This is a genomic window from Candidatus Giovannonibacteria bacterium (assembly GCA_016432405.1).
Lineage (GTDB): Bacteria > Patescibacteriota > Minisyncoccia > UBA11713 > 2-01-FULL-45-33 > MFHE01.
In genome coordinates this window covers 199,649-226,178 of sequence record CP066687.1, presented here as the reverse complement: position 1 = coordinate 226,178, position 26,530 = coordinate 199,649, and the positions used below count along the sequence as shown (strand labels likewise).

Below are 26,530 nucleotides of genomic sequence, written 5' to 3'. Positions count from 1 at the left end.
TTATTTCAACGCATATAAATAAATATTGTTTGACGCGGCAATTTCTTGAAGATTATTAGCAAGCGGGGAAAGGTCCCACTCCGGGTTTGTATTCTTGTCCCAGACGATATAATTGACTTCGGCTTTCTTTAAAATGTTAATGATTCCTTCGGGATTATCAACTATTTTTTTGTATTCGCCGGAAAGCAAATCTATGGTTTTCTCTCTGCTTAAAGCAGTATAGATTGATGAGTAATGGCGCCCATACGCTTTTTTAACTCCGCCGGCGTCTATCTTATAAAGCGCGCCGGCAAAATCGCCTCTGGCCTCTTTATCTAAATACGCGTACAAATAAAGCGCGTCTTTCATTCTTTCTATCGGGGTAGCGAAATTGAATGCGTGCATGGCCCAAAATAAATCGTGGTCGGTGTATACTGGGAAAAACTCTCCGTAGAAAAGCTCTGAACTTAAAATAACTCCCGGTTTCGGATCGCGATTCAGCGTGTCAATAATCGGACGGTAACTCTGGGCGTATTCTTTGGTGCCCATCATCACAATCGTCCTTGCGTATTGCTGTCCCGCGGTATTTAAAAAAGCAACGATGATTACAATGCCAAGCAAAGCGCTTCCGTATTTTTGCAATATTAATTTCCCGCGCTCCCAGCCCCACACAAGCGCCCACGAAACATAAGACCCCGCCACAATGGAAGTAGGAATGGTAAAGTACCAAAAGTAATGATCAACTCCTTGCGGATCGCGCCCGGTAATTACCTGCTGATTTAGGGTTATCCAGCTGGCTAGAATAATCGCCAAAAGAATCGGGTAGTCTTTTTTATCGCGATTTTTATAGGCGTAAATAATTGCCATAATCAAAATCAAAAAAGAGAGCTTGCTGAAAGGCGCGGGGGCGTGGGAAATAAACGTTGTAAAGCCGGCGATTTGTTTGCCAATTTCCGAAGAAATAAACGATAAAAATAAAACGAGCGCGTAAGATCCAACAGCAAAACCGATCGCCGAAATGTAAAAAACTTTTTTGGCCTGCCCCCAATCCCTCAAAAAAAGATAAATCAGAAACAAGCTCCCTGTCAGCGCCAGGGCGAAAGTCCATGTGTAGGGGTAAACGTAAAACAACGCGCCGAAAGAAATTCCTGCCCAAAAAACGCACCTCCATCCCGATTCACGCAAACTTTTTGCCAGTAAATTTATGTAAATAAAAAGCGCAAGAAGCCCGTAAACGGGCATAATCGGCCGGGAAAATATGTTGAAATTGTAGGCGACGGCGGTAACCGGAAGGTGGTACAGCTTTACTAACTCGTGGCCGCCGACTGCGAACAATGCGGCTGCGGCTGAAAGCAATTTATTGCCGGATAAGTTAAGAACAAAAAAATAAATGAATAAAATCAACAAAGCAACGCCCAAAAAAGCATAAAAGCCGTAAAGCGCCACGATATGACTTTTCGCTACGCTGGAAAGCCCCAGCATTCTAACCGGCGCGAGAAGAAGATATTCTATGTAAACCTGGTGAGGGTCAGACGAATCGTTTTTGCCGATTTTAAGAAAAATATTGCCCAAAGAATGGCTTTCAAGAATTTCCCTGCCTTTGGCAATATATGCCGCGTCGTCGTCCCATTCGCCAAGATTGATGCCCTTATACGAATCGCCGGCGAGGAGCGGGAACAGCAGTGTAGGCGAGATAACCGCAAGCGCCAAAAAAATCGCGGAAATCAGTATAAACCTGTGCTCTTTTAAAAATCCGGACATTTTAAAAATTAACTCTCCGGACGCGAGCGCCTTTATAGTCAATGCTAAAATCCATCTCCCGCAGCCCGTAGCCGCTTAGCGCGGCGCGCACGGACTCTTTGGATTTTTGCGACGGGCAGTAAAATAAAAAGTATCCGCCGCCGCCGGCTCCCAGAATTTTGCCGCCCAAAGCGCCGGCGTTTTTCGCCGCTTCGTAAATTTCGTCAAACCGCCGGTTGGCCATTTGCGAAGACATTGATTTTTTGACCCGCCAATGCTCGTCCATCAAAGAGCCAAAGCGGTCTAAATCTCCGTTCTGAAACGCTTTATAAACCTCGAGGCCAATCGCTTTGGTTTTGTGTTTCAACTCCAGAACTTTTTCTTTATCCTGCGCGGCCAATATCGGGTCGCTCTCCCGGCTGACGCCGGTGTAAAAAAGCAGGGTATTATTTAAAAATTTATCTACTGTCTCCTTGGCGAAAACCGGTTTTGTAACATTTACTTTGCCGTCGGTATCAATATCCAAAACGGAAAAGCCGCCAAGGGCGCAGGCGTATGGGTCCTGTTTGCCGTCGTGAAGCCCAAGGGACTGGGTTATCTCAAATGATTTTTCGGCGGCTTCTTCGCTCGGCATCTCGTTTCCGTTGTAAGCCGACAGCCCTTTAAGCAAAGCCACGGAGCACGCGCCGGAGGAGCCAAGGCCGGTGCCGGCGGGCGTATCCGCCTTAAAAGAAATGGCTATGCCTTTTTCGTGGCCGGTCATCTTCAGCGCCTCTCTGGCCAGCTCATGGCGGATTTCTCCAACCGAAGGCACGGCTTCAAAAGATTTGTAATGCACGTGGATAAGATCGTCCGAACGGGTCGCTTTAATCAAGACGTCCATATACATATTGATTGCGGCGGTAAATATAAACCCCCCGTATTTTTTATAATACGAGGGCATATCCGTAGACCCTCCGCCCAATGGCAGCCGAAACGGCACTCTGCTCAATATTATTGACGATTGCATATTAATATATACAACTATAAAATTTCCGTCATTGCAACTCCCGCAGGATTTGTTTGGCGGCGGAAACAGCGGTTATAATTTTGCCGCTGAAGATTGAGAAGCAGCCGAACCCGTGGGAAGCGACGACGGTCGGGCGCGCGTCTGTTCCGGCGGAAGCGGGCTCTGTCGGCAAAATAACGAACATTGATTTAATGTACTCGCTGTTTTTTAGCGCCGGGAACCATTCGGAGCATCTTTTCTTCATTTTCTCCCAGCGCGATGCCGGAAGTTTGCGGATTTTATCCAAAGAAAGGCCTTTTAAATTATTGTAATTTTTGTGGACGGAGAGCGGCACGTCCCCCAAAGTGTATAAATCGCTGCGGCCATCCATCGGCACAATTGTAGCGAAAGGCCCGTCCATAATGGTGACAGCGCACTTCTCCTGCGTTTTGAGGCGCACAACGGCCAGTTCCTTCAGCCGGAAATTCAAATTTTTCAGAGGGAAGCCGAGCCAGCCGCAAAAATTATTGTATCGGGCGTAAGTGGCGTTAATCACATAGTCAAATTCTTCCGGGCCTTTTGCGCCGCTTTTGGCTTTGATAACCAAGATTTTCTTCCCGGCATTGTTCAGCCGTGCGGATACAATCTCCGAGTTGAGCTTGACTTTAATATTCGGATTTTGGCGAAGTGTCCGCCAGACCAAGCCCTTTAATTTCTTATAATCATACACTGCCTCCGGCGTCCGGATGGAAACGCTCACCGTATTGCGGTTTAAAAATATGTCCGGCGGATACGCGATTTTGACAGGCAGGTTATTTTTTTTGCAAACTTCCAAAAATTGTTTCGCGGAAACCAGCGACCCTTTTCGGGAAACGCAATAATAACTTGGGAATCCGGAGGATACCGCCTCGCGATAAACCGATTCAAAATCGCGCCTCGCTTCCTGAACCTCTTTTATGGTTTCGGGGCTCCGCGGATAATGATACCCATAGTGATGCCTGTATTGATTGGCCAGCGTTGCTTCACCGAAAATATCCGGATTTTTTTCAAATAAAACTACCGGGAAATGTCTGCCCAAAACAAGCGCGGCGGTCGCGCCGAAAATCCCTCCGCCTATGACCGCGACGCGCGGCGTTTTTGGCGGGGAATGCCTCTTCGCCCGCTCGGCTATCTCAACAATCCTGGCCCCAACCTCGCCATTCGGGTAAGCGTTTTTTTGTCCGCAAAGAGCGCCGATAAACGCCTCAAGCTCTTTTTTCAGCGGTTCTGCGGCCGCCGGGCGCTCAAAATCGCAAACTATTTTTTTGCCTCCTTTCGTAACGAAATTCAGCGCCCTGATTTTTTGGCCGTTCTCCCAGCCAATTTTCAAATGTGCATCAGCGCCGCCCGGATAGCGCAAATAAACGTCCCGCAAATATTTTGTGCCCCCGCTCCAAACCGCGTCCGGCTTTTTGCCGAATAAATAGTCCAGAACATCAAACCAATGAAGCTCTTCCAGAAGCGGGTCTTGGCCCCTGTAAGTCGCGATGGGGCTGATAAACGCGCCGCCTATTTTTTCCAGATTTTTCAATTTCGGCAACATTGATTTCAGTTTTTGCGCAAGCGGGTGGTAGCGATAAATATGCCCAACCATCAAAACCCGCCCCTTGCTCCGCGCGAGATTATTGAGACGCTCCGCGTCGCTTGTTTTTTCAGCCAACGGCTTTTCAATAAACACATTCGTATAACGCAGACATTGCTTGGCCAGAGCGAAATGCGTATGGGGCGGCGTTACGATATCAACGGCATCCACGGAACTAAGAAGCGCCGGGGTTATTTTTTTAAAAACCGGCACGCCGTATTCTCTTTTGACGAATTTTTCCGACGCCTTGCTCTTTACGGCAACTCCGGCCAAAGCCAATTTGCCGCGCTTTTCTAATAATCGCAGTACTCTTAAATGATTTTTGCCGAATCTCCCCGCGCCGATTAATAAAATTTTTGGACGCTGTTTCATAAGCGGATTACCTGTAAGGATTTAAAAATCTAGCAATAAAAGCGATTTTTAAAAGGCCCAGGCCGCCTTTTACCATATTGGAAATTTTTATTTTGGAGACCCCGGCTTTTCTGTCGTTATGCGCAACGCCGACTTCACAGACCTTCGCCCCGCGCGCCTTGGCAATTGCCGGCAAAAAAACCTGCACCTGCCCCCAAAGCTCAAAGTTTTTGATAAATTCCGCGCGATATGCTTTAAGCCCGCAGCCGAAATCATGGACTTTTACGCCCAAAAGCAAACGGGCGATAAAATTTGCCACTTTGGAAAATATGGTGCGAGCGGCAGGGTCCTGCCGATGCTCGCGCCGACCCACCACCGCGCCGCAACCCTGCGAAATTTTTTCCAAAAGTTTCGGGATGTCCTCGGGGTTGTTCTGCAAATCAGCGTCCAAAAACACAATGATGTCGCCTTTCGCTTTGCGTATTCCGGCATTCAGCGCCGGGGTCTGCCCTTGATTTTTTGCAAAAGAAATCAATTCAAGCGGCTTCAAAGTCAGCGCTGTTTTTTCCGTGTTATCGGTTGAGCCGTCATTGACAAAAACAATCTCGTAAGAATCACAACAGGCCGCCAGCGTTTTCACAAGACGTTCGTGAAGCTCGCTTATTGTATGCTCTTCGTTATAAACCGGGACTACTACCGAAATCATTTTCATAAGCTATATAACTCTATTAATGTCTTCCGGGGAGGTGAAAGACGGCCGGTTTTTTGACACGACTGCTTTTACCTTATGATCTTTTACAAATTTATTCATCATGGACGTTAAATAATATTCTCCGGTCTCGTGCTTGTCGGGAGCGCATCCAAACAAATCGGCGTTCACAAGCATTAACCCTCCGCCGCCCAAGTTTGACTTCGGGTTTTGGGGTTTTTCTATTATCTCCGTGATAAATCCTCCCGGAGAGATCGTAACGATGCCGGACGCTCTCGGGTTTTCTACTTCCCAGCACAGCCATCCGAATTCATTTTCCAAACATTTTTCCACGTCGTCTTTTGAAACCAGTTCGTCCGCGTAAAATATCAAAAAACGCTCTTTTTCCTTGAATAAATGCTTTGTAAGAAGCACCGCATTGCCCGTGCCGGAGAGCTCTCTCTGCACAACATAATAAATTTTCCGCCCTTTATAATTTTCTCCCAAATATTCTTTTATTTTCTCGCCCATATAGCCGATTACCAAGATGGCCTCGTTTATTTCTTCCGTGAAAGAATCAAATATGTAGTCTAAAAACGTTTTTCCGGCAAGCTTTAAAAGCGGTTTCGGCAAATCGTCCGTTAAATGTCTCATCCTTTTCCCTCTGCCCGCGGCTAAAATTATCGCTTTCATGCGTAGAGTCCCTTTAACTGGTTAATTTTTATTTGCGCGAGTTCTTTTAAGGAAACCAGCGCATCTTTCCAAACCCTTACTCTGGAATCATCATCATGCGACCATTCTACCGGCATCTGGCGGATTGGCATGCGTTTTAATTTGGCGATATACAGAAGCTCCGTGTCAAACGCCCATCTGTTTATCCGCGCAATGGGGAAAATTTGTTCAGCGGCCTGTTTGGAAAAACATTTAAAGCCGCATGTAAAATCGGCGACCTCGCGAACAAAAACGCGGGACAGCGCGCTGAATCCGGCGCCGAGAAATTCACGCAGCCAATGCTCGCGCTTGTTTATTCGCGAATCCATCAGCCGGCGGCTGCCGATAATTACCTGATCGCCGTCCGCAACGAAAGATTTAAAATGCGAGAACTCGCTTAGGGGAACTGCCAAGTCAATGTCAAAGAAAATTATCCAGCGCCCGCTGGCCGCCAAAACGCCTTGTCGGACAGCATAACCCTTCCCGCGGTTCTTGCCGTATTTTATGATTTTAAAACCCTGCTTCGCCTGATAACTTTCCAGAACCTTTTCCGTGTCGTCGGTAGACCCGTCGCTGACAAAAATCACCTCCACCGCATCGCCGCAACTATTAAAAAAACTAAAAATCTGGTTTATACTTCTTGGTATGCGCTTCTCTTCGTTATACACCGGCACTATTATGGAAAAATCAATTTTTTGCATAACAATTTACAAAATAAAATTATAGCATGGAAAGAGCCCAATACATAGAACTTTATAACACGGAAAAGGACCATTGGTGGTTTCGCGGCCGCCGCAAGATTATCTCCGAATGCCTGCGATTGTTCTGCGCCCAAAAAGTTGAGAGGGCACTGGACATCGGCTGCGGCACGGGTTTTAACGCCGCCCTCCTTGGCAATTTCTCAAAAAACATTTTTGGGCTTGATTTTTCCGATGTCGCCGCCGATCTCGCAAAAAAGCTAAACCCGGACTTTACGTTAATTAAAGGCGAATTCCCCAAAATCCACCTGCACGAACAATATAACATCGTAACCCTGCTGGACGTTTTGGAACACATTGAAAACGACGGCGCGGCGCTTAAACAGATAGAAGAACTGCTCGCGCCCGGCGGACTGGCGCTTATAACCGTGCCCGCATTTGATTTTTTATGGACCGAGCACGATAAACTGCTTCATCATAAGCGCAGATACACCAAAACTGGCTTGCGCGATATGATACGCTCTAACACAAACTTGGCAATAAATAAATTAAGTTATTTTAATTTCTTTATGTTCGCGCCGATATTCGGCTTCAGAGCATTAAGGAAAATACTTAATCTTAACGAGGGCGAGTCGGATTTTTTTATGCTGCCTAAACCGCTGAATTACGCCCTTGAGAAAATTTTTTCTTTGGAGGCGCGGGCTCTTCGCTTGATAAATTTTCCCTTCGGGGTCTCAGTAATCTGCGTGCTCCAAAAACCGGCACGAAGCTCACCAATAAGTGTAAAACAGAATCTGCAAAGTAATAATCTGGAAAAACAACAATGATAAAAGCGCGTTAAACCGCAGGGGCTCCCAATCTTTGGTTATTTTAATCAGCGGCAAAACAAAAAGCGGGGTTAAAAAGAGCCATATTCTCTCAACCTCGCCCTGGAAAATTCCTATAAGCAGAAAAATGCCTACCATGATAAATCCGAGCGATGCGGCTAAATTCTCGCGCCGCAGAAACTCCTTAATCCGCCCGACCAGCAAAAAAACGTTAGGAAGACCGAGATAAACTGCAAACGAAGACAAATTCATAAAAAAGTAAACAAAATAAATTAAGAGCGATTCAAAGTTGCTCCTGATTTCCATATTTTGCGCGGCGCGCGAAACCCAAAAATTTTCCAAAATTGAATAATTATAAGCCAAGTAAAGGGCCGCGAAAAAAAGCGCGAGGCCGGCAACCGCCGCGGCGGTTCTAAAAATCAAGCGCTTGGCCTCGCCGCTTTTGCGGTAAGCCATAAAAAGCAAAATTAAAAAGAGCGGGGACGCAAGCAAAAACAAATAATTTAAAAATAGCGCGGCGGCAGAGGCCGCGCCGCCCCAAAAAGACAAAATAGCGCTTCTCATCCAGCCGATATAGATTAAAGTTATGGCAATCCAAACAAAAGACAAAAAAACCGCGTCCATTGAAGTCGCGCTCATCATCACGAAGCTAGGGAAAAAGACAAAAAGCTCAAGGCCTTTTTTTGCCTCCTCCTCGGTGGCAAAATTCTTCAAAAAATAGTAAAGTGGAAAAATGGCAAGACCGCCGAGCATAACCGTAAGCGTCGCCATACCGCCGAAACCCGCGTGCAAGTATTTCTGGAAAAAATAAAGAATGAGGGTATACCCCGGCGGGTGTATGCGGGTGTGTATTGACAAGGACTGGCTTAAATCAACAAAGTTCTTCAGAAAATCGGAGGCGTTTTTTATCAAATAAAGATTCCCGGTATACTCAAAATGGGTGCGGGTGAACGGCTCATAAACGCTGAAAAAACCTTCGCGGACGGCCGCCACACCGATGCTGAAAAGCACAAAAAAAACATAGAGCGCGAAGAGAAATTTAAAAATGGCAACCCGCTCCATCCTCTCCCGAAAACGCAAAAATAGCATGAAAAGGAGCGCGGTGCCGGCCAGCCACGTCCATCCCAGGGCCTTGGGTGACGGGATAGCGTAAAAAATCAGCCGGTCGGCGATATAATTATAAGGATATAAATAAAAAATTATGAGCTTTAAGAAAGCCAGCGCGAAAAGCGAGATTGCGGAAATATAAAAAAGTTTTTTAGAAAATAAGTCGTTTTTAAAATAGCCGAAGTAAAAAAGAGCGAAAATAACAGCAAATAAAAAAGCGGCAATGCCCCCCCAAAAAGCAACCACGAGCTTAGCGCCGGAGATTTCTATCATCATTCCAGTTTATAACGATGCCGCCCACATCGGCAAGAGCGTTGAAGCGCTGATGAATTTTATCCAAAGCGAAAATTTAAACGCCGAAGTTTTAATAATCAATGACGGAGGCAGAGACGCCACGGCAAAAATAGTTGAAGAGAAATTGAAAAAATATCAGGCGATTCGTTTTATAAACAGAGCGAAAAATTTGGGCAAGGGCGCGAGCGTCCGCGAAGGCATTGCCGCCTCCTCCGGCGCGGCAATTATTTTCACCGATGCAGATTTACCGTACGGCACAAAACATTTTAAAGAAATGATTAAGCTTCTGCGCTCAGGGAGAACTGATTTGGTCATCGCAAACCGTCACCTGTGGTCAACCTGGCAGGTTGACCAATTTGGCATTAGCGCTGTGAGACGTTTTACTCATTGGGGCTTCGGACTTTTAGTCCGAAATCTTTTGCGTCTGGAGTTCTCCGACACCCAGGCGGGGCTTAAAGGAATGAGCCATAAAGCGGCAGAGGCGATTCTCCCGAAATTAAACATCAACGGCTTTGCTTTTGATTTAGAGCTTTTAGTTGAGGCCGAAAAAGCCGGCCTAAAAATCCAGGAGGTTCCGGTGATTTTAGAAAACGCCGGCCAGTCCAATATCAAAATAGCCAGAGATTCTCTCCGGATGCTTATAGATATAATTAAAATCTGGCTTAGTTACTGACTAAGTTTTCTATATAAAGAGTAGCGGCCGATTTGTTTTTGTATTTTGTAACCGGCTTTCAAAGCGTCGGAGAATATATCAACGCCCTCCCCAGAAACGGCAACATAATTATAATTTTCTATATCGGTTTTCCCAAAAGACAAAACGGGGTTTATTTGCAGATACTGATAAACTTGCCTGCCTTCAATCAAAAAAGCGGCGCTTGGGGCATTGATAATAAAAATTTTGTCATCTGGCGCGGTTGTTTCCGCAACATATTCGGAAAAAATTTCAGCTTCATCGGAGTAATATAAACTGGAGTTCCGCTGGCTTATGGTGTAGGAGGTCTGGAAAATAAAAAGCAGGGCGATCAGAAAGACGGCGGTTTTCCTGCCGACCAAGCGGAGTGCGGCGGCCGGAAAGACCAGAAACAAAACCATATGCGCAGGGAAAAAGTAGCGGTACCAGCCCGGAGTTTTTAAATAAAATGCCAAAGCAAGCAGGATAAAAACCGAGAATATGATTTCCGCCTCTTTAATTTTCTCGCCATTCTTCTTATTCCAAATTAAAAACGCTGCCGAAGCCACAAAGAGCAGGAGGAAATGAATTGGCGTGGACTCCGTGAAAAATCTCAAAAAATTCGTGAAAATAAGGCCGCCAAAACTAACAGAAGCGTAGGAGTTTGAATAATAGTTAAACGCAGAAAAGAGTCCGGCTAAAGAAAAACTCGGCAAAATCGTGTAAAACCAAAAAACGAGCGGAGGAAAAGCGCCAAAAGCAACAAGCAAAAGCCGTTTCAGCAAAATTTTAAAATCGCCTCTGCGGCAGGCTATTTCGCCGGCCCAAACCGCCGCAGGAACAATCAAAAAAAACGGCTTCGTGGCGGCGGAAAGGCCAATGAATAAACCAGCCAGAAACAATTGGCCGAACTCTCGCATCTGAAAATTCCTTATCCCTGCCCTCGCGGACTCGGGCGCGCGCCCACGCCTAGAATTTTCATCCGCGAGAGTTCGGCCCAAGATCAAAAGCGCGCATAAAAAATAAAACAATCCCGGGATTTCTCCCAAAACATTTTTGCCGTTTCCGTAAAACGGCGTGAAGCTGACAATCAGCGCCACGCTCATAATCGCGGCGGTTTTTCCGTAAAGCTTTTTTACTAAAAAATAGGCGGCGAGCGCGAATAAAAATAAAAACAAAACCATAGGCGCTCTGGCGGCAACCAAATTAAGGCCGAATAATTTCATTGATAAAGCCGCCGGCAGCAAAACAGGATAATTGCTGGTAATCAAAAATTGGCGCGTCTCAACAAATTCGCCTGGCGCAATCTCCAAACTAAAAACTCCATGATTTATTAATCCTTTTGCAATGCCTAAATTAATCCCCTCGTCAAACCAAGTAGCAGGGCTGTAAGGCAAGCGCCATACGCCAAACAAAATCAAAATAATAAATAGAAAAGTTAAAATCAGATTATCCCGCGGCATATTTTTTATAAATAAAATTAAATCCGGCGCCGGCGAACAAAAGAATAAAAGGCGTCAAAGGCAGCATATACCTGCTCATATCAGCGCCCAACCCCAAAGCTCCTACCGAAGCGGCATTTGCCAAAAAAATGAGAAAGACCAAATAAAACCAAGTCCTCGCTTTTTTTTCAAAAAAACCAAAGAGCGCAAACGCGCAAAGCAGTGCCCAGAACGCCCAAACCGCCGCGGCGGCGGCAAAAATCCACTTTCCAAAATTCCCGTCAAAAAGCTGCGGCAATTTCGGTCTTAAAACATAATTGGCGAGATAAAAATACGGATTTTTGGAAAGCGACTCCCGAACCACGGAGGCGTAAAATTTGGCGTAGGCCCATGGCCTTTCTTTAAAAATTTCAAAAAAGTGCTCTTTGTAAAACGGCACGCTTGCCGGGTCGTACGGCAGCGATTCCGGGCGCGGCAGTATAAATCCCTCTCTATCCGCGAATATCGACGTAACAACGCCGTAAAGATTATACCAAGAAGCGGTGGATAATTGCCATGTGTCAAAAACGATTTTGTTCCTAAGCATCCATGGGAAAAGCACGGCCAAAAACAGCGCGGCAGACACAATAATCTTTTTCCAGCCGACCCGTCTCCAAAGCATTATAATTAAAAACAGCGGGAAAAAGTATAAACCAACGGAGCGCGTAAGTGTTGCCAAACCAAAAAATAAAGCAAACCAGTAATAGCGCCTTAAAACAAAATGATAAAAAGCCAAAATAAATAAGAAGGCAAACAAATAGTCAGACATCAAAAGATTACCCCAGTAAACGGACATTGGCTCAACACTAATTAAAACAGCTGCGAATAAACTAATATTTTTTGAATTAAAAATTTCTAGACCTATTTTATAGATTAAAACGGCCATAAATCCAGCCAAAATATTCTGCGCGAAAATAATCGCAAAAATCGGCAACTTAAACCACAACAACGAGGCCAAAAAAAGCGGGTAAAGAGGCGTGCGATAGGCGTCTGGCACGTATGGCTGGACGGAACCCATGCTGAAAACATGATTTTCAACCAAATTCTTCGCCAGAGGAAGATAAAAAGAAAAGGCATCCGAGTAGGCCAAAAACCCCTGCGCCCCGAATTTGAACTGCACCAAAACCGCGTAGGCAAATCTTATTCCAAACGCCAGAAGAAAAATCCAAATCTCGGTTTTATGATTTTTTAGCCAGCCCAAAATCAGTCAAATAAATTAAATCTGATAATTGCCCAGATTGCGGCGATGCCATCCCGCCAGCTGATTTTTTTACCATCATTATAAGTCCGGCCGCTGTAGGAAATGCCGACTTCGTAGACGCGCAAGCCGGCCTTGGCCGCGCGGGCTGTAATTTCCGGCTCAATGCCGAACCGGCTGCTTTTGAGTTTCGGCAAAATTTTCAAAAGCGCCGTGCGTCCAAAGGCCTTATACCCCGTCTCCATATCGGTCAAATTAAGGTCCGTAAAAATATTTGAAAGCGTAGTGAGAAATTTATTGCCGACATAATGCCAAAATAATAAAACCCGATGCGCCGAAGCCCCCATAAACCTTGAGCCATAAACAACATCTGCCTTGTTGTCCAAAAGCGGCTGGAGTAAAATTTTATATTCAGCCGGGTCATACTCCAAGTCCGCGTCTTGCACAATAATAAAATCGCCTGTTGCTCCCGAAAATCCGCGGCGCAGCGCCGCGCCCTTGCCCTGATTTTTTGTTTGGTAGAAAATTTTATATTTTCCGCTTTTCTCTAAATTTTTTAAAATTTCGCGCGTGCCGTCGGTTGAGCCGTCGTCCACGACGACAACTTCTTTCACCAGCGCGCCGACATCCGCCGACTCCGCTTTTTTGATAACCTCTAAAATAGTATTTTTTTCATTATAAACGGGGACGATAATGGAAAGTTTCATTTCTGGATTATAACCAAAAAATCGGGTATAGTAAACGCAATGAATGCTCTGTCGAAACCGCTTTTTTTAATTTTAACTTTCGCGCTTTTAACAAGAATAGCGGGCGTCGCTTACGGGCTACCGCTTTGGTTAGTGGACGACGAGCCCCCGTTTGTTTTAGCGTCTCTGAAGATGCTGGAATTAAAAACCCTGCTTCCTGCTCTCCATCCGGCGGACTTTAAAACCGTTCTTTACTACCCGCCGTATTTTTCTTATTTATATTTGCCGTTTTTCGCGGCGCTTGTCGGGATAAAATTTCTATTTTACAGCGGTCCCGCCGCGCTCTTCGCGTCTTATTTGCTTACGGACCTCTCTCAATTTTTTATCATTGCGCGCGCAATCAACCTCATGCTGGGCGCGGCGTCCGTTTTTCTCATCTATAAAATTACTGAAAGCATTTTTCAAAGTTCTCGCGCCGCTCTTTTTGCCGCCTTTTTTGTGTCCACCAGCCTGATTCATATCGCGCTTTCTATGGTAAGCCGCCACTGGCTTTCAGTTTTTTTCTTCACGGCGCTTGTCCTTTTCTGGCTCTCCCGCCCCGCGCTTCCCAATAAAACAAGATACTTGCTGGCGGTCTTCAGCGCCGGGTTGGGAGTCGGTTTTGCAATAATAAACGCCGTTTTAATTCTGCTGATTGCTTTTTGGTGCCTTCTCTACGAAAAAAAACATTGGTTGAATCTGCTCAAAGACAAATTTTTCTATAAACTCTACGCGCTTTTTGCCGGATTGGCTGCGCTGCCTTACCTGCTTTATCCGGGGAGCCTGGGATTCAGAGCGGATGTCACCACCGAATCAGCAAAAACGCTCTGGGGCGCGCTGGCCAGTCCGGTGTTTTTTGCAAAAACGGCAGCCTTCAGCGAGCCGATACTTATTTTGTTTGCCGTTTTGGGGCTCGGTTTTGCTTTATGGCGCGCCAGAAATGTTTTTTGGACTTTTTTTATTTTTATCTACTCCTACAGCGTGATTTTTTATTTGATTTTCCGATTTGAACCGAGATTTTTCATGGGTATACTGCCGTTATTTATAATTCTCGCGGGGTATGGTTTCTATGAAATACAAAAAAGAATCTCTAGCGCCGCTTTATCAAAATTATTTATGCTCTTACTTTTGCTGCCTTTGATTTTTGTTCTGCAGCTGGGACGGCTGGCATTAAAAAACGATTCGCGCGCTCTGGCGCGTTCTTGGGCGGAGAAAAACCTCCGGGCCGGGACAAAAATCATAACTCTCGCGCGACTCACGCGGCTCCCGACGAATAAAGAAGCGGCAAGAGAACAGAAAATTATTGACCCTGCATCTTTAAGAAAAGTTGATTTAGCTGACGCCGAACTTGGAGAGAAAAATTTTCACGCCCTGAATTTATTTGACGCAAACAATCAAAATTTTTACGAAAATTTGGAAAACTATGCTAAAGAAAACAACTACGAATACGTGATTATTCAGCCGAACTATCGCAATGGCCAATATTTCCAAAGCATGTTGGAAAAAGGCGAAGAGCTTGCCGCTTTCGGCGGCGGCCAGACGAAATTGTCTTTGGCGGAAAGCCAGTTTTTGGCAAACCCGCTGGATTTATTTAAATTAAAAGAGCTGGGGCCGGAGATAAAAATATATAAAATCAACAGATGAAAATAGTCGTAATAATTCCAACTTACAATGAGAAAGAATCCGTCGGCGGGATTCTGGAAGCGCTTTGCGGAAAAGTATTCAAAGCAATTCAAAATCATGAGATGAAAGTTTTGGTTGTGGACGGGAACTCACCGGATGGCACGGCCGAAGCCGTCGCCGCAGCTTCCCGACGCCACCAGAACATTTTTTTAATCAAAGAAAAAGAAAAGCGCGGCATCGGCGCGGCATATGTCGCAGGAATGAAATACGCGATAGAAAAATTGGGTGCTGACGCTGTGGTAGAATTTGACGGCGACTGGCAGCATAATCCAGAAGACATAAAACGGCTGGTTGCCGAATTTGATAAAGGATATGACTATATCATCGGCTCGCGTTACGTCCCAGGCGGCTCCATTCCAAAAGAGTGGGCGCTTTGGAGAAAATTTTTAAGCCGACTTGGCGGTTTCACCGCCAAGTTTGTTTTAGGGCTTCCGGTAAACGATACGACCTCCGGCCTTAAACTTTCCCGCGTAAAAAATTTCGCGGAGTTGCTGCCGCTTGATGAAAACAAAGTTTTATCAAAATATTACGCCTACAAAATCCAGTTTCTCTACGAAATGCTGCGCCGGGGCGCCAAAACAAAAGAAATTCCGATTCAATTTTTAGAGCGCCGCGGCGGCTCTTCAAAAAGCACCCTCCGCGACATCTTTGATTCCTTGCGCGTCGTATTTGCGCTGAAATTTAAAAAGAGATAAAAAAGAAAAATTTAACAAGTTCATCCGATCGGTCAAGTTTGTTAAATTTAAAAGAAAATAAAAGCCGGAGAGTGTGCAAACTCAACCGGCTATTCGGGAATAGAGCCACCAAGGCAAAAGACGAAGCGGCGCCTCGCGCAGCCAAAATTGCCATGCCGAGCGCGTTTGCCACTGCAGGGATTTTTTGTCATACAGATACATTCCATTAACGCAAAAATGGCAATCTGCTTCGGCGTTAAAACCAAATCTTCCGAGATCCCTAATGCATCGCTTGGCATGGTGCGGCTGAGCAACCACCAAAACGTTTCTCCAGCCCCTTTTCTTGGCTCTGTCGGCTAAAGCTTTGACCAATTTCAGTGTGGAGGAATAACAGCCATCCGATTGAGCTAACTGCACTTCTGGATACTTTGTCGAAAATACACATTCGGCAAAAACCGGTAGACCCGACTCCTTGCCAAGTAGAGCTGCTCTTTTAAGAATTTCTTCGTTAGACCCCAACTCCGACGGCAACCCGAAAGCAAACGGCACAACGACATCGTATTTCAATCAAATCACCTCCTCTCCGCAAATCCAAGAATGCTTCCGCCCAAAATAATCAGTACCCCTCCGATCAGCGCATAGGGAACCGAAACCTTCTCATACTCTTTAAAGAAAATCAAACCGGCGAGCATAACCCAAAGTGTGTTGATGTTATACATTGGCGTAACTAAAGTGACAGACCCCAATTCAAACGCCAAGAGTACGCATATCATACCCAGAGTCCAAAATGCGCCACAGAGTATTGAATAATTAATGAACGGCAAAGACCAGCTAAATGCCCCGCCCTCAACAAACTTCCAAACGCAACCGATGGAGAAAACAGCCGCGCCTAACCAAATTATTGTATCCGAACGCGGCCCTGTTCCTGTAACCAGCTTCAGCGACAAAGCGGTGCCGGCAAAAAATAGCGAAGCCAAAAACGCCAAAATCAAAGAACTTTTTAGCATCCACATACAGATTACCTCCGCCTTAATTATACGCCTACCTAGTTAAAAAGTCAATGGCGCGTTTGGCGCGGTTTTGCCAGGTGTGATTTTGGACTTTTTGGAAGGCGTTTTGGGAGATTTCGGAAGCAAGCTGCGAATTTGATAAAACATCTTTGATCGCGCGCGCCAAATCGGCCGCGTCATTGGGTTTGAAAAACGCCGCTTCTTTTTTCGTCAAAATTTCACGAAGAGACGGCAAGTCAGATGCAACAATCGGCCGTCCGGAAGCCATGTATTCAAACATTTTTAACGGCGAAGTATGCTGCTCCGACATTTTATGTCCTGTCTTATTCGGCAAAACCAAAACATCGGCGGATTTTAAATAATATGGAATTTCAGCATAGGGCTTGTGGCCAATTAATTTAATATTTTTAAGATTTGAGATTTCTTCCTCCGACCCGCCGACAAGTAAAAACAAAAAATCTTCTCCGAAATTCTTGGCCGCTTCCAATAAAATATCCACTCCTTTCCAATAATAAAGATAGAAACTGCCAGTGTATAAAAGAATTTTTTTATCTTGCGGCAAGTTTAATTTTTTTCTGGCGTCTTTTTTGGAGATTTTTATGTCAAATTTTGCTAAATCTACGGCATCAGGCAAAACAAGAATTTTATTTTCGTCCACGCCCGATTTTACAAGCTCATTTTTAATAAAACTCGTCAAAACCAAAAGCGCTTTGGCTCTCTGCCACGCCTTTTTATGAATAAAACTCGGCTTCGCCGGCAAAGAGTGAATTTCAAGCGCTATGTCTTTAAAAAACAATCCGGCCAGCCATTCGCGGGTGTACAAAATATCATATTTTCTGAAAAATAAATAAATCTTCGCGGTAATTAAAAATATAAGCGTCTCGGTGAAAAACCCGAATTGGCCCAACCCCAGCGTGATGAAATCCAGCGTCGGCAATTTGATGATTTTAAAATTTCTTTTCACCCCATAATAATCAAATGGGTCTTGTTTGATGGGATTTAATCTGCGCGGCACAATTAACCTTACTTCCATATTTTTACTCATGCTCTCGCACACTTTCATAATCTGAATCCCGTGCGCCTTTTCGGTGGGAATGCGGGCATTTGCTATGTAAATAAGTTTTTTCATGATTTTACTTTATAAATTTTCGCCCAAACCTGAAAATTTATCAGCGCCCACAAAACCGTGAGGTTGTATCTCCTGCCCTCAACGTGGTCTTTTAGAATTTTACTGACATTTTCCCAATTAAATATCGGCGCGGTTTCGGCGCAGTAACTTTTGGAGAGAATGTTTTGGGCTATGGCGTGAATTTTCGGGTTTCTCAACCATTTAGCCGCCGGAGAGAACCATCCGCGCTTGGGCTGGTTAAGCAAAAAATCCGGAATCCGGCCGCGAAACGCTTCTCTTAAGATAATTTTTGTACTAAACGCGTTTAGCTTATATTTTCTGGGGATTTTCGCAGCGAATTCAACAAGATTTTTGTCCAAGAGAGGCACTCTCGCCTCAACCGCAGAAAACATGGCCATCTTATCCGTACGCAGAAGCGATTCGTCCACAAGCCAGGATTGCCTGTCCACAGACATGAAAAGCTCCTCAAATGTTTTGAATTGGTTTTTGGAAAAATAATTTTCCGCGAAAAAATCCGCTGCGGCGTCTTTCTCAAAAAATTCGTCACGCAGAACTTCGCCTAAAATCATGTCTTTCTGGGACATAAATCTGGCGAATCTCTCCGCTTCTTTCGGCAAAAGAAACTTGGGCAAAAAACTCAAAATTCGGCTCAAGCGGTATCTTTCGTACCCGCCGAAAATCTCATCGCCGCCGTCGCCACCCAAAACCACATCCACCCCTTTGTTTTTGGTAAATTCAGCCAGCTTCATCATCGGAATCGCGGTTGGATTGGCGATTGGCTCATCTAATTGAAAAAATGCTTTCTCCAAAAAATCCGGGATTTCCTCCTCCGCAAGCAAAACTTCGTGGTGGCGCGCGCCGTAGTGCCCGGCGGTGCGCTTTGCCAGATAAAAATCCTGGTTGAATTTTTCTTCGTCATTTTTATCGGGCAGAGTGAACCCGATAGAAAAAGTGTCTATGTTCCCGCGGGCCGCGCTCATCGCATCCAGTACGGCGCTGGAATCAATCCCGCCGGAAAGATAAAGTCCCACAGGGCGGTCGGAGACCAATTGAGCGCGGACGCTTTTGAAGACTTCCTCGCGTAAATCTTCCGCCAGGACCTTAAACGGCTCATCGAAATAGTTTACGCCAGAGATCTCCCAATATTTAGTTAGTGCTAGTTGGCCGCCATTAAACACGCCGTAATGCGCCTTAGGGAATTTATAAATCCCCTCAAACATTGTAAGCGGTTCCGGCGCGTAGAGAGTCCTAAAATAGATATTAAATGCTTTGCGGTTTAATTTTCCAGCGACGGCGTGCTCCAAAATGGCCTTGATTTCAGAAGAAAAAACAAATTTGCCGCCCTGCCCCGAGATTGTCGAGGGGGCCCAAAAATAATAAAGCGGCTTTATGCCGATGTGGTCCCGCGCCAAAAAAAGTTCCTGCTTTAATTTGTCCCAAATCGCAAATGCAAAAATCCCGTTAAATTTCTTCACCGCGCCATATCCCCATTTCCGGTAAGCCGCCAACATCACCTCAGTATCGCTTGACGTTTTAAAATCGTAGGAGCCGGCAAGTTCGCGTTTTAATTCCTTAAAATTGTAAATTTCCCCGTTAAAAGTAATCACCAATCTTCCATCCGCGCTTGTCATGGGCTGCGCGGCCTCTTCGCTTAAATCAATGATGCTTAAGCGGTTATGCCCCAGAGAAACTTTGTCGTCCAAAAAAATTCCGGTGCCGTCGGGCCCTCTGTGGCGCGTTGCCTGGTTCATCTTCAAAATCAGCCCTTCGTCTTTGAAATTAAAGCCGTTTATTGCGCACATAGGCGATCCTTGTTCTTATGAATAAATATAAAAGATAAAAATGGTACCACAAAGTCAAAAACTGTATCCGCGCCGGCATGGAATTTTTAAATCCGTAAAGCAGATACATCCTAGGAATCCGATACAGATACCCGGCGATGATGCGAAGCCGGCGCCAGACGCACCAGTAAAGAAACGGTCCCAGCGGACCGTATTCTAAAAGTTCCGCTTCCCAGTTTGCGTACATTTTCAAGTATCGCCAGTAATTTTCGGCGCGTTCCCGCGACCAGTGAAAGTCGTAATAGCTTCGCAGTTCGCCCACTTTATATCTCGCGCGGTCAAACTTCAGGCGCTCGTGTACCCTCCCCTTAAAATACGGATTGATTTTGCGGTTTATCAATCTTGTTTGATACGAAGGGTAACTCGCTTCGCGTTTTATTTTTTTGCCGTCTATAAAAATCCTTGTGGGCATGCGGTAAACTAAAAACTCCGGACGCAGATTCGTGGATATTTTTCTAATTTCTTCAATAACTTCCGTGGATAAAGCATCGTCTGAATCCATAAAAAAATACCAATCGTAGGAAGCCGCGTCCATGTTTTTTTGCCGAACATTCGCCTTGTCTTTGACGCAGCGCAAATTGGGCTCGTCCGAATCGTATTGCTTTACTATTTTTGCCTCGTACTCGCTGGCGATTTCCAAAGTATTATCCGTGCTGTTGCCGTCGCAAATTACAATTTCCGCGAAGTCCTTGAGCGAATCCAAACAGCGGCGCAATGTGGCTCCGGAGTTCAGGGTCAGTATTCCGACGGAGCATGGTATTTTATTCATCTCATATTGGCGATAATTGTTTCAATCGTGTTTTCAAGATTGTGATTTTTTATAACCAATTCGCGCAAAGCCAAATTTTTTCCTGCGCCGGCCGCTTGAATAATTTTTCCCGCAACCACGGCGGTATCCTTCGGCAAAACCGCAAGCAGATTTTTAAACGCTTCGCTGGTGGTTATTATCGGAAGCCCGCAGGACATTGCTTCCAGCACCGCCTTGTCCATACTGCCGGTTTCACTTGCGTGAAGCAAAATATCGTGGCCGTTGTAGATATCCGGCATTTCGTCTTGATTCTTTGCGCCCAAAAATATAACTCTGTCGCGCAAATTTTTCTCCAAAACCAGCATCTCCAGCTTCCTTTTATATGTAACGTCAACCTTTGTGATTGGTTCTCCAACTATGTCTAAAACCGCATTTCCGCTTGCTAAACCAACGACTTCAATAACAAACTTGTAATCTTTGGATGGCGTAATCCTCCCCACGCTAAGAAGTTTAAGCGCCTCGGTTTTCGGCATATCTTTCGGCTTAAAATGCTCGGTATCAATGCCATGTCCAGTGACCATAATTTTTTTAGAGCGGAGCCGACAGCTCTCTGGTGAGGCCGTGAAAATTTTTGCAGCCAGTTTTTCGGCAAGCCGCAAAGACAATGTCACTGATTTGTGAGTGTACCACAAATATATTTTTTTTCCGAAAATCGCCGCCGCAGGCCAAGCGAGAATAACCCAGATCGGAATCATATGCACAAACACGGCATCTGCTTTCGGCAGAGCAGAAAACAGATATTTATAAAAATTTATATAGCGCCTGATTCTGCCCAATCCCCTCTCTTTTCCCAAAGAAAAAATTTGGACATTGGCCGGCAAATTATGCTCGCCGACAAAATTCGCCACGACAAACACTTTGTCGGCTCTTTCTGCAAGCTCATCCAGCCAGCGATGGAAAAACCCTAAGTTATCATCGTCCTTATCAACTTTTTGAGTGAGGATTAAAAGATTCATTTTTTATGAGCGCATACCTCAAAACTGCTTTTATATAACCCTAAATAATCCTCTTTTGTTTGAGAAACAAGTAGTTTCGGTGTCTTGATGTTACCCAAGAAAACTGAATTTAATTTTTCAATTAAATTATTTTTGTCGCCGACTTTGAAAATACATTCCGGCTCCAAAATTTCCGGCGCGATGCCGACGTCGCTTGATATAATTTTCGCCCCCGCTGTGCCAACCGCGTTTGACGCGGCAGCGGCCTCAACCAGAGTGCGCCCATATCCTTCGTAATTTGAGGTCAGTAAAAATAAATCGCAGGTTTTATAGTAAGAGATTAAATCGTCAGTATGCGGCTCAAAAACGATATTTTCATTCAGCCCCAGCTTGTAAGTTTTAAATTTTAAATTTTCAATCTCCGGCCCGTCTCCAACAATGAGAAGTAGAGGGTTTAAGGGGTGGGTTATTAGCCCCTTCACTGCCTCAATCGCCAATCCGATATTTTTTTCTTTTGTTATCCGCGACGCCATCAAAATTATAAACCGCCCGGGATATTTTTTGTGCAAATCGGTTTTGATTGGCGAGTTTTTGATTTTTTCTGTGTCAACGAAAATTGAGAGAACAATTATTGGACGTCGGACGTCCGAACGGACGTCCGACGTCCTTAAAATTGAATTTTTAATTCTCTCCGAAACCACCCGCGCGCAATCCGCGCGCGGGACTAAAAATTTTGCGAGCGCGACGCGGATTTTATTTTTAAGCGATTCCCGCCGAAAATACGGGCTCATAATATCGGCGTGTATTTGCATTTGAAACGGGGTTTTGAAAAATTTTGAAAATACCCATGCCAGAAGCGTGTGCTCCACATCTTGCGCCGTAATCACATCGTACTTATTGCGCCAAAGTATTTTAAGTCCTCCCAAAAACCCGAAAATAAAACTAAAAATACTTCCGCGGCAAACCAAAACATCCAGCTTGCCGAGGGCTTTGCGATATTCTTCCGTTCTTTTTCCGGTCTCCGATTGCGGTTCTAAAACCCCCGGATCCCCGCTTATCATGAAAACCCTCATAAGTCTTTAAAAATGTTTATTGTATGATTAAGCATAAATTCTTTATTTGCCAATTGCGCCACTGTAGCACAACCATTATTTGAAAATTTTTCGGCCAAAAAGGGATTAGTTAATAACTCGTAGATTTTTCGATAAAGAGCCTCTTTGTCGTTAAAGCCAACCAAAAAACCATTTTCGCCTTTTATAATCTCTGGGTTGCCGCCCACTTTTGTTGTTACTATGGGCGCACCAAGCGCCATTGCTTCTAAAATCAAGTGAGAAAACCCTTCGTAAGCAGTATTAAGTGCAAAAACATCGGCGCTAGAAAGACATTCCAATAACTCTTGGCGTGGCACAGAACCAGTTAATATTGCCTCTTTTTCTAATTTCTGATTGATAACTTGGGATTTCAATTTGTCCTTTTCCGGACCAGAACCAACAATAATCAATCTCAAATTAGGAAAATCGTTTAACAATTGCGGCAATATCTCAATCAGTGCAGAAAATCCCTTCCATGGAACCAATCTACCAGCCGACAAAAGAACTCGTTTTTTATTTTTAAACTTAATTGGATTTTGTAAATAATCTTGTTTATCAGATTTGTAATCCCTAAAGCCCGGTTTAACAAGGTTCGTTGGCCACTCAAAAGTATTGTAAACAACATGAATGTTATCATGATTAATACCCCATTGCCTAACAACTTTTCTTAAATACTCACTAGGCACAACGATTTTCTCCGCGCGGTTGGCGACAAATTTCTGTACCTTGCGCAAAAGCTCAACTTCCCACCGATATTTACCCCCACACCAAAATTTTTGGTGTGGGGGTTTATTTTTCAAAAATTCGTCTAAAACTTCCTTGACTCCGAACCGCTGGACTCCCTGCTCCCAAGCGTAATCGCCGACGATTTTGAGCAAAAATTTCTTGCGCAGAATTTTTGCAGCAATTGCAGCAGCTAGCCCCACGCTCACCGGATCCTGCGCGAAGATGATATCGGCATTTCTGCCGTAAGCCATAAGCTTCAAGCCATAAATAAAATGGCGAATTATTTTCGGCCAGCGCCGAACTGACCTGAAATTCAAAACCCTCGCTCCAAAGTTTTTTTTCGGCAGCTCGTCCAGCAGAATTTTGCTGTAAGTGGCTGGTCCGCCGGCTTCTGGAGGAAAAATTCCGGTCGCAATTAAAACACGTTTTTTAAGATTAAGTTCGTGATTAAATATATCCGAGTAATTTTGCGCGATTTTGTTCCAATCAAACCTTTCCTCAACCATTTTTCTGCCGTTTTCAACAATTTTTCGCGCCAGCGCCTTATCCGCCAACAAAATTTTAATTTTTTCAGCCAAATCTTTCGGGTCGTCCACTTTCGCGAAAAGCCCCGTCTCGCCGTCTTTTATAATATCCAAAATTCCGCCGACCGGCGTGCCGACAATCGGCAACCCGGCTGCCAGCGCCTCAACAAAAGCGTTGCCCATCCCCTCCGAGCGCGAGGGTCTGACGAAAATATGGGCTTTCCATAAATACTTAGGCAATTCATCATATGGAATGTCACTAATAATTTTCAACTCGGCATCCGGAAATTTCTTTTTTACAATTTCAAATGCCTTCTCCAGAATATCCAAACCATTTTTGTAAACCCGCCGTGAGGTTGAAATTATCACACGATTTTCTAATCGTGATTCTTGATTCGTAAACTTTTTTAAATCCACCCCGTTATGTATCACCGCCTCCTCGCCGATATAACCGTACTGCTTGCACAAATCAAGCAAATAATTTGAAATCGCGGTGACATAATCCGCTTGCATTAAAATAAGCCGAAACGCCAAATTCATAAGCCCGAACCTGCCCCTAGCTACCCTTTCCTCTCCGTAGCCGTATTGAATTGTGAAAACCAGAGGAATCTTGGGATAAAAAATTTTCAAAAACCCGGCAACTGCAGCGCCGAACGAAAAATCCATAACCCAAAAAATCATTCTACCGCGGCGTTTTTTCAGCTCTCGTAATGCCCTAAACCATCCAAAAAACAAAAGCAAAAATTTATCAAATTTATTTCCGAATCCAACTCTAATCACCAACCCCTCGCTTCTGACTTCCATTGTCGGCAAATCTCCGCGCATCCGGGAAGTAAAAATAACAAAATCAAACATGTCTTTGAATCTTTTCGCAACTTGTTCAATCGCAACCTCAGCTCCGCCGATGAACGGCAAGTAGGCAGTAGAAAAAACAAAAATTACGGGCTTTTTGAGCTCACCTTTCATTTAATTAATTATATAACGCTCTAAGCCCAATATCGTTTGCCCAAAAAGAAAACGAGAGCCGCCACTACGCCGGCGCCGAGTCCGGCAAAAAGCCAGAAATAATCCCCGCCCCAAAAAGCCCGGGCGCCGGCAGAGCTTTCAATATTTATTACGGAAGCAGTTTGATTTTGTTGCGGCTCTTCATTGCCGCTAATTTTGGGCTGCTCTTGGTGCGCAGCAGCGCCGCTTTTAACCTCCTTAACTACTTCATTTTTTGCGCCCGGAGTCGCTGCGGCCGCAACCCAAAAGCCGTTATTGAAATTCAAACTTTCTCCTTTCGCGAGCGCTAAAACCGGGTAATTTAAAGAAGACATAATGGAACCGTTTGGATAAATAAATTTTATTTCTCCTCCGTAAGCAGGCAGTAAGAAACCGAGAGTAGTAGTGCCCAAAACTAGCGCCGCGTAAGGGGCCGCAAATGTATTTTCTGAAAATATAAATACTTTATCTCCGTATGAGAGGCCAAATCTTGATATTTCAATTTTCCGCGCGGAATTATTTTTGATTTCAATCCAGCCATCCGGCCCCGTTTTAATTTCTGAAATCGCGAGCGGGCTCGCCGTGACAGCAATGTTGACCGTATCCATCGCAGAATACTCGCCCGACGAAATATTCAAAGAAACCGTGTATACGCCCGGATAAAGAAAAACATGTCCGATTTTTTTGCCGTCTAAAATAGGCGAGCCGTCACCGAAATTCCACGAAAATCTTGCGCCGTCCAACGGCTCGCCGGCAAGGCCCTCCGCAAACCCGTCAAAAAATATTGTAGCCCCGGCTATCGCCGAGCGGTCCTCTCCCGCGTAGGCCTTAATTTGGGCAACCGGCCTGGGCGCAACCGAACCACTGGTTTGAGTTTCAGAAACGGACGCGTCCGTAGCGTCGCTTTCTTCCGCTGGCGGCGTTGAGTCCGGAGCCGGATTGGATATAGTCCAGCCGACTATGCTTGCGCGCTGATTGAAATTGTTTAACTTTAAAATTTTTCCCTCGGCTCCCGCGGCAATATCAATGAAAGTCCCGGCGGTCCAGACGCCAGCGCTTGCGGCGGTGGTCTCCCAAGTTTTTTTCTCGGAACTCCCGGGATTATGGTATCTTACATAAGAAACAATTGTGTCTTTAGAATGAGTCGTGCTTGAAAAAAGCGCAAGCGAGCCGGAGGAATTTCCCATATTGCCGGAGGCAGCCGGAAAATATAAATTTGCGTCGTCGTCCGCACCGCTCGCGCGGAGATGGATTTCAACTGACGCCCCGGCGTTCAAAACAAAGTCCGGGAAAGCAAAATAGCCAATGCCGTCCGGATATAAATGCCAGCCGGATAGATTTATCTGCGAAGCGCCAAAATTTTTTACGACAACGTATTCCAAACCCGTATCATTCCCTCCAGCCGGGTCAAATAAAATTTCGGAAATCGCGACATCGCCGGAAGCTCCATAGACAAAATTTGCTCCGCCAAGTAACATCATCGCCAACAAAAAACGCCATCGGCTTGCTGTGAACCTGTTGAACCAGTTCATTACCGATGAGCTTAACATGATAAAATTTTACAATCAATAAAAAACGCTCGGGGGTTACTCCCTCGAGCGCAAGGAACCAAAAAACTAATAGTCGGCTTTTGACGATATATTATGCAACCACCATCAGCGCATCAAAACACCTTTTTTGAAGATCGTTTATTTCGTTGACAAGCTGTGAAGCTGTTAGCACCGTGATGCTGTCTGCCAAAACACAGTTGGGGCCTAAACTTATTAAATGAGACCTAAGTTTTGCCTCATCTTCAAGAAGAATATTGCAAGATCTAATTTTGCGGCCATTCCGAAAAACAACAATCTCTGTGACAACTCCGTAAAAAGGCGGCCTGTCCGCTCTGTCAGACATCTTAAGAAAATCGCCGACGGCTATTTTCTTGCCATCACATTCTATCAACGGATGGCCATTTTTACTTCCTAATTGCTTCAAAACCATTTTTAATCTCCTTTCGCCGAAAGTTTGTTTCTAAAATCAAGGTAGCATAGCAAATAAAGAGAGTCAA

Annotated in this window: 24 protein-coding genes; 4 read left to right on the top strand and 20 right to left on the bottom strand. The window is 44.9% G+C overall.

Annotated elements, in window-relative coordinates; translation table 11 throughout:
* Genes HYW15_01505 through HYW15_01480 form a run of 6 tightly spaced genes read right to left on the bottom strand, consistent with a single transcriptional unit; the run spans position 1 to position 6,779 of the window.
* A complete protein-coding gene (locus HYW15_01505) occupies positions 1-1,740 on the bottom strand; it encodes a hypothetical protein (protein QQG42865.1) in 1,740 nt (579 codons plus the stop codon).
* Position 1,741: 1 nt separating this feature from the next.
* Positions 1,742-2,728: a galactokinase gene (locus tag HYW15_01500; GenBank protein QQG42864.1), complete on the bottom strand. Its 987-nt coding sequence runs from the start codon at positions 2,726-2,728 to the stop codon at positions 1,742-1,744.
* 28 nt (positions 2,729-2,756) lie between these two features.
* Positions 2,757-4,700, bottom strand: coding sequence for an FAD-dependent oxidoreductase (locus HYW15_01495; GenBank protein QQG42863.1), 1,944 nt, complete (start codon positions 4,698-4,700; stop codon positions 2,757-2,759).
* A 7-nt stretch (positions 4,701-4,707) separates the two neighbouring features.
* Entirely contained in the window at positions 4,708-5,385 is a 678-nt protein-coding gene (locus HYW15_01490) for a glycosyltransferase family 2 protein (protein ID QQG42862.1), read from the bottom strand.
* A gap of 9 nt (positions 5,386-5,394) precedes the next feature.
* Entirely contained in the window at positions 5,395-6,060 is a 666-nt protein-coding gene (locus HYW15_01485; protein ID QQG42861.1) for a nucleotidyltransferase family protein, read from the bottom strand.
* Positions 6,057-6,779 (bottom strand): glycosyltransferase family 2 protein, encoded by a 723-nt coding sequence (locus tag HYW15_01480; protein QQG42860.1) that lies wholly within the window; start codon positions 6,777-6,779, stop codon positions 6,057-6,059. Before HYW15_01480 ends, HYW15_01485 begins: the two co-directional genes overlap by 4 nt.
* A gap of 26 nt (positions 6,780-6,805) precedes the next feature.
* On the opposite strand from HYW15_01480, the gene HYW15_01475 reads away from it, so the two are divergent.
* Positions 6,806-7,603 carry a class I SAM-dependent methyltransferase gene (locus HYW15_01475; protein QQG42859.1) on the top strand — a complete coding sequence of 266 codons (798 nt, stop codon included), beginning with the start codon at positions 6,806-6,808 and terminating at the stop codon, positions 7,601-7,603.
* Here the strand turns inward: HYW15_01475 and HYW15_01470 are convergent.
* Positions 7,547-8,986 carry a hypothetical protein gene (locus tag HYW15_01470; GenBank protein QQG42858.1) on the bottom strand — a complete coding sequence of 480 codons (1,440 nt, stop codon included), beginning with the start codon at positions 8,984-8,986 and terminating at the stop codon, positions 7,547-7,549. The genes HYW15_01475 and HYW15_01470 overlap by 57 nt on opposite strands.
* Between HYW15_01470 and HYW15_01465 the strand changes: the two genes are divergently transcribed.
* Positions 8,934-9,677: a glycosyltransferase gene (locus HYW15_01465; protein QQG42857.1), complete on the top strand. Its 744-nt coding sequence runs from the start codon at positions 8,934-8,936 to the stop codon at positions 9,675-9,677. The genes HYW15_01470 and HYW15_01465 overlap by 53 nt on opposite strands.
* Here the strand turns inward: HYW15_01465 and HYW15_01460 are convergent.
* From HYW15_01460 to HYW15_01450, 3 genes are read right to left on the bottom strand one after another with little or no spacing between them, the layout of a single operon-like run.
* Entirely contained in the window at positions 9,671-11,137 is a 1,467-nt protein-coding gene (locus HYW15_01460) for a glycosyltransferase family 39 protein (GenBank protein ID QQG42856.1), read from the bottom strand. The two genes, HYW15_01465 and HYW15_01460, sit on opposite strands and share 7 nt — an antisense overlap.
* The gene (locus tag HYW15_01455) at positions 11,124-12,356 is read right to left on the bottom strand and encodes a glycosyltransferase family 39 protein (protein QQG42855.1); all 1,233 of its coding nucleotides are present in this window, start codon (positions 12,354-12,356) and stop codon (positions 11,124-11,126) included. Before HYW15_01455 ends, HYW15_01460 begins: the two co-directional genes overlap by 14 nt.
* A 2-nt stretch (positions 12,357-12,358) precedes the next feature.
* The gene (locus HYW15_01450) at positions 12,359-13,060 is read right to left on the bottom strand and encodes a glycosyltransferase family 2 protein (protein ID QQG42854.1); all 702 of its coding nucleotides are present in this window, start codon (positions 13,058-13,060) and stop codon (positions 12,359-12,361) included.
* 39 nt (positions 13,061-13,099) lie between these two features.
* Between HYW15_01450 and HYW15_01445 the strand changes: the two genes are divergently transcribed.
* On the top strand, positions 13,100-14,722 hold the full coding sequence (locus HYW15_01445; GenBank protein QQG42853.1) for a hypothetical protein: 1,623 nt from the start codon (positions 13,100-13,102) through the stop codon (positions 14,720-14,722).
* The gene (locus HYW15_01440) at positions 14,719-15,456 is read left to right on the top strand and encodes a polyprenol monophosphomannose synthase (GenBank protein QQG42852.1); all 738 of its coding nucleotides are present in this window, start codon (positions 14,719-14,721) and stop codon (positions 15,454-15,456) included. The genes HYW15_01445 and HYW15_01440 overlap by 4 nt, the downstream gene beginning before the upstream one ends.
* An 81-nt stretch (positions 15,457-15,537) precedes the next feature.
* Here the strand turns inward: HYW15_01440 and HYW15_01435 are convergent, their stop codons facing one another.
* From HYW15_01435 to HYW15_01390, 10 genes are all read right to left on the bottom strand, one after another.
* A complete protein-coding gene (locus tag HYW15_01435) occupies positions 15,538-16,002 on the bottom strand; it encodes a hypothetical protein (GenBank protein ID QQG42851.1) in 465 nt (154 codons plus the stop codon).
* A 5-nt stretch (positions 16,003-16,007) separates the two neighbouring features.
* Positions 16,008-16,448, bottom strand: a complete 441-nt coding sequence (locus HYW15_01430; GenBank protein QQG42850.1) for a hypothetical protein — start codon at positions 16,446-16,448, stop codon at positions 16,008-16,010.
* A 28-nt stretch (positions 16,449-16,476) separates the two neighbouring features.
* Positions 16,477-17,574 carry a glycosyltransferase family 4 protein gene (locus tag HYW15_01425; protein ID QQG42849.1) on the bottom strand — a complete coding sequence of 366 codons (1,098 nt, stop codon included), beginning with the start codon at positions 17,572-17,574 and terminating at the stop codon, positions 16,477-16,479.
* Positions 17,571-19,376, bottom strand: a complete 1,806-nt coding sequence (gene asnB, locus HYW15_01420) for an asparagine synthase (glutamine-hydrolyzing) (protein QQG42848.1) — start codon at positions 19,374-19,376, stop codon at positions 17,571-17,573. The genes HYW15_01425 and asnB overlap by 4 nt, the downstream gene beginning before the upstream one ends.
* Positions 19,354-20,184: a glycosyltransferase gene (locus tag HYW15_01415; GenBank protein QQG42847.1), complete on the bottom strand. Its 831-nt coding sequence runs from the start codon at positions 20,182-20,184 to the stop codon at positions 19,354-19,356. Before HYW15_01415 ends, asnB begins: the two co-directional genes overlap by 23 nt.
* Entirely contained in the window at positions 20,181-21,179 is a 999-nt protein-coding gene (locus tag HYW15_01410) for a glycosyltransferase family 4 protein (protein QQG42846.1), read from the bottom strand. The genes HYW15_01415 and HYW15_01410 overlap by 4 nt, the downstream gene beginning before the upstream one ends.
* Positions 21,176-22,219 (bottom strand): glycosyltransferase, encoded by a 1,044-nt coding sequence (locus HYW15_01405; GenBank protein QQG42845.1) that lies wholly within the window; start codon positions 22,217-22,219, stop codon positions 21,176-21,178. The genes HYW15_01410 and HYW15_01405 overlap by 4 nt, the downstream gene beginning before the upstream one ends.
* Positions 22,220-22,227: 8 nt before the next feature.
* Complete coding sequence (locus HYW15_01400; GenBank protein QQG42844.1) at positions 22,228-24,465, bottom strand: glycosyltransferase family 4 protein; 2,238 nt, start codon at positions 24,463-24,465, stop codon at positions 22,228-22,230.
* A gap of 20 nt (positions 24,466-24,485) precedes the next feature.
* Positions 24,486-26,015 carry a lamin tail domain-containing protein gene (locus HYW15_01395; protein QQG42843.1) on the bottom strand — a complete coding sequence of 510 codons (1,530 nt, stop codon included), beginning with the start codon at positions 26,013-26,015 and terminating at the stop codon, positions 24,486-24,488.
* Between the two features lie 109 nt (positions 26,016-26,124).
* Complete coding sequence (locus HYW15_01390; GenBank protein QQG42842.1) at positions 26,125-26,463, bottom strand: hypothetical protein; 339 nt, start codon at positions 26,461-26,463, stop codon at positions 26,125-26,127.
* Between the last annotated feature and the right edge of the window lie 67 nt (positions 26,464-26,530).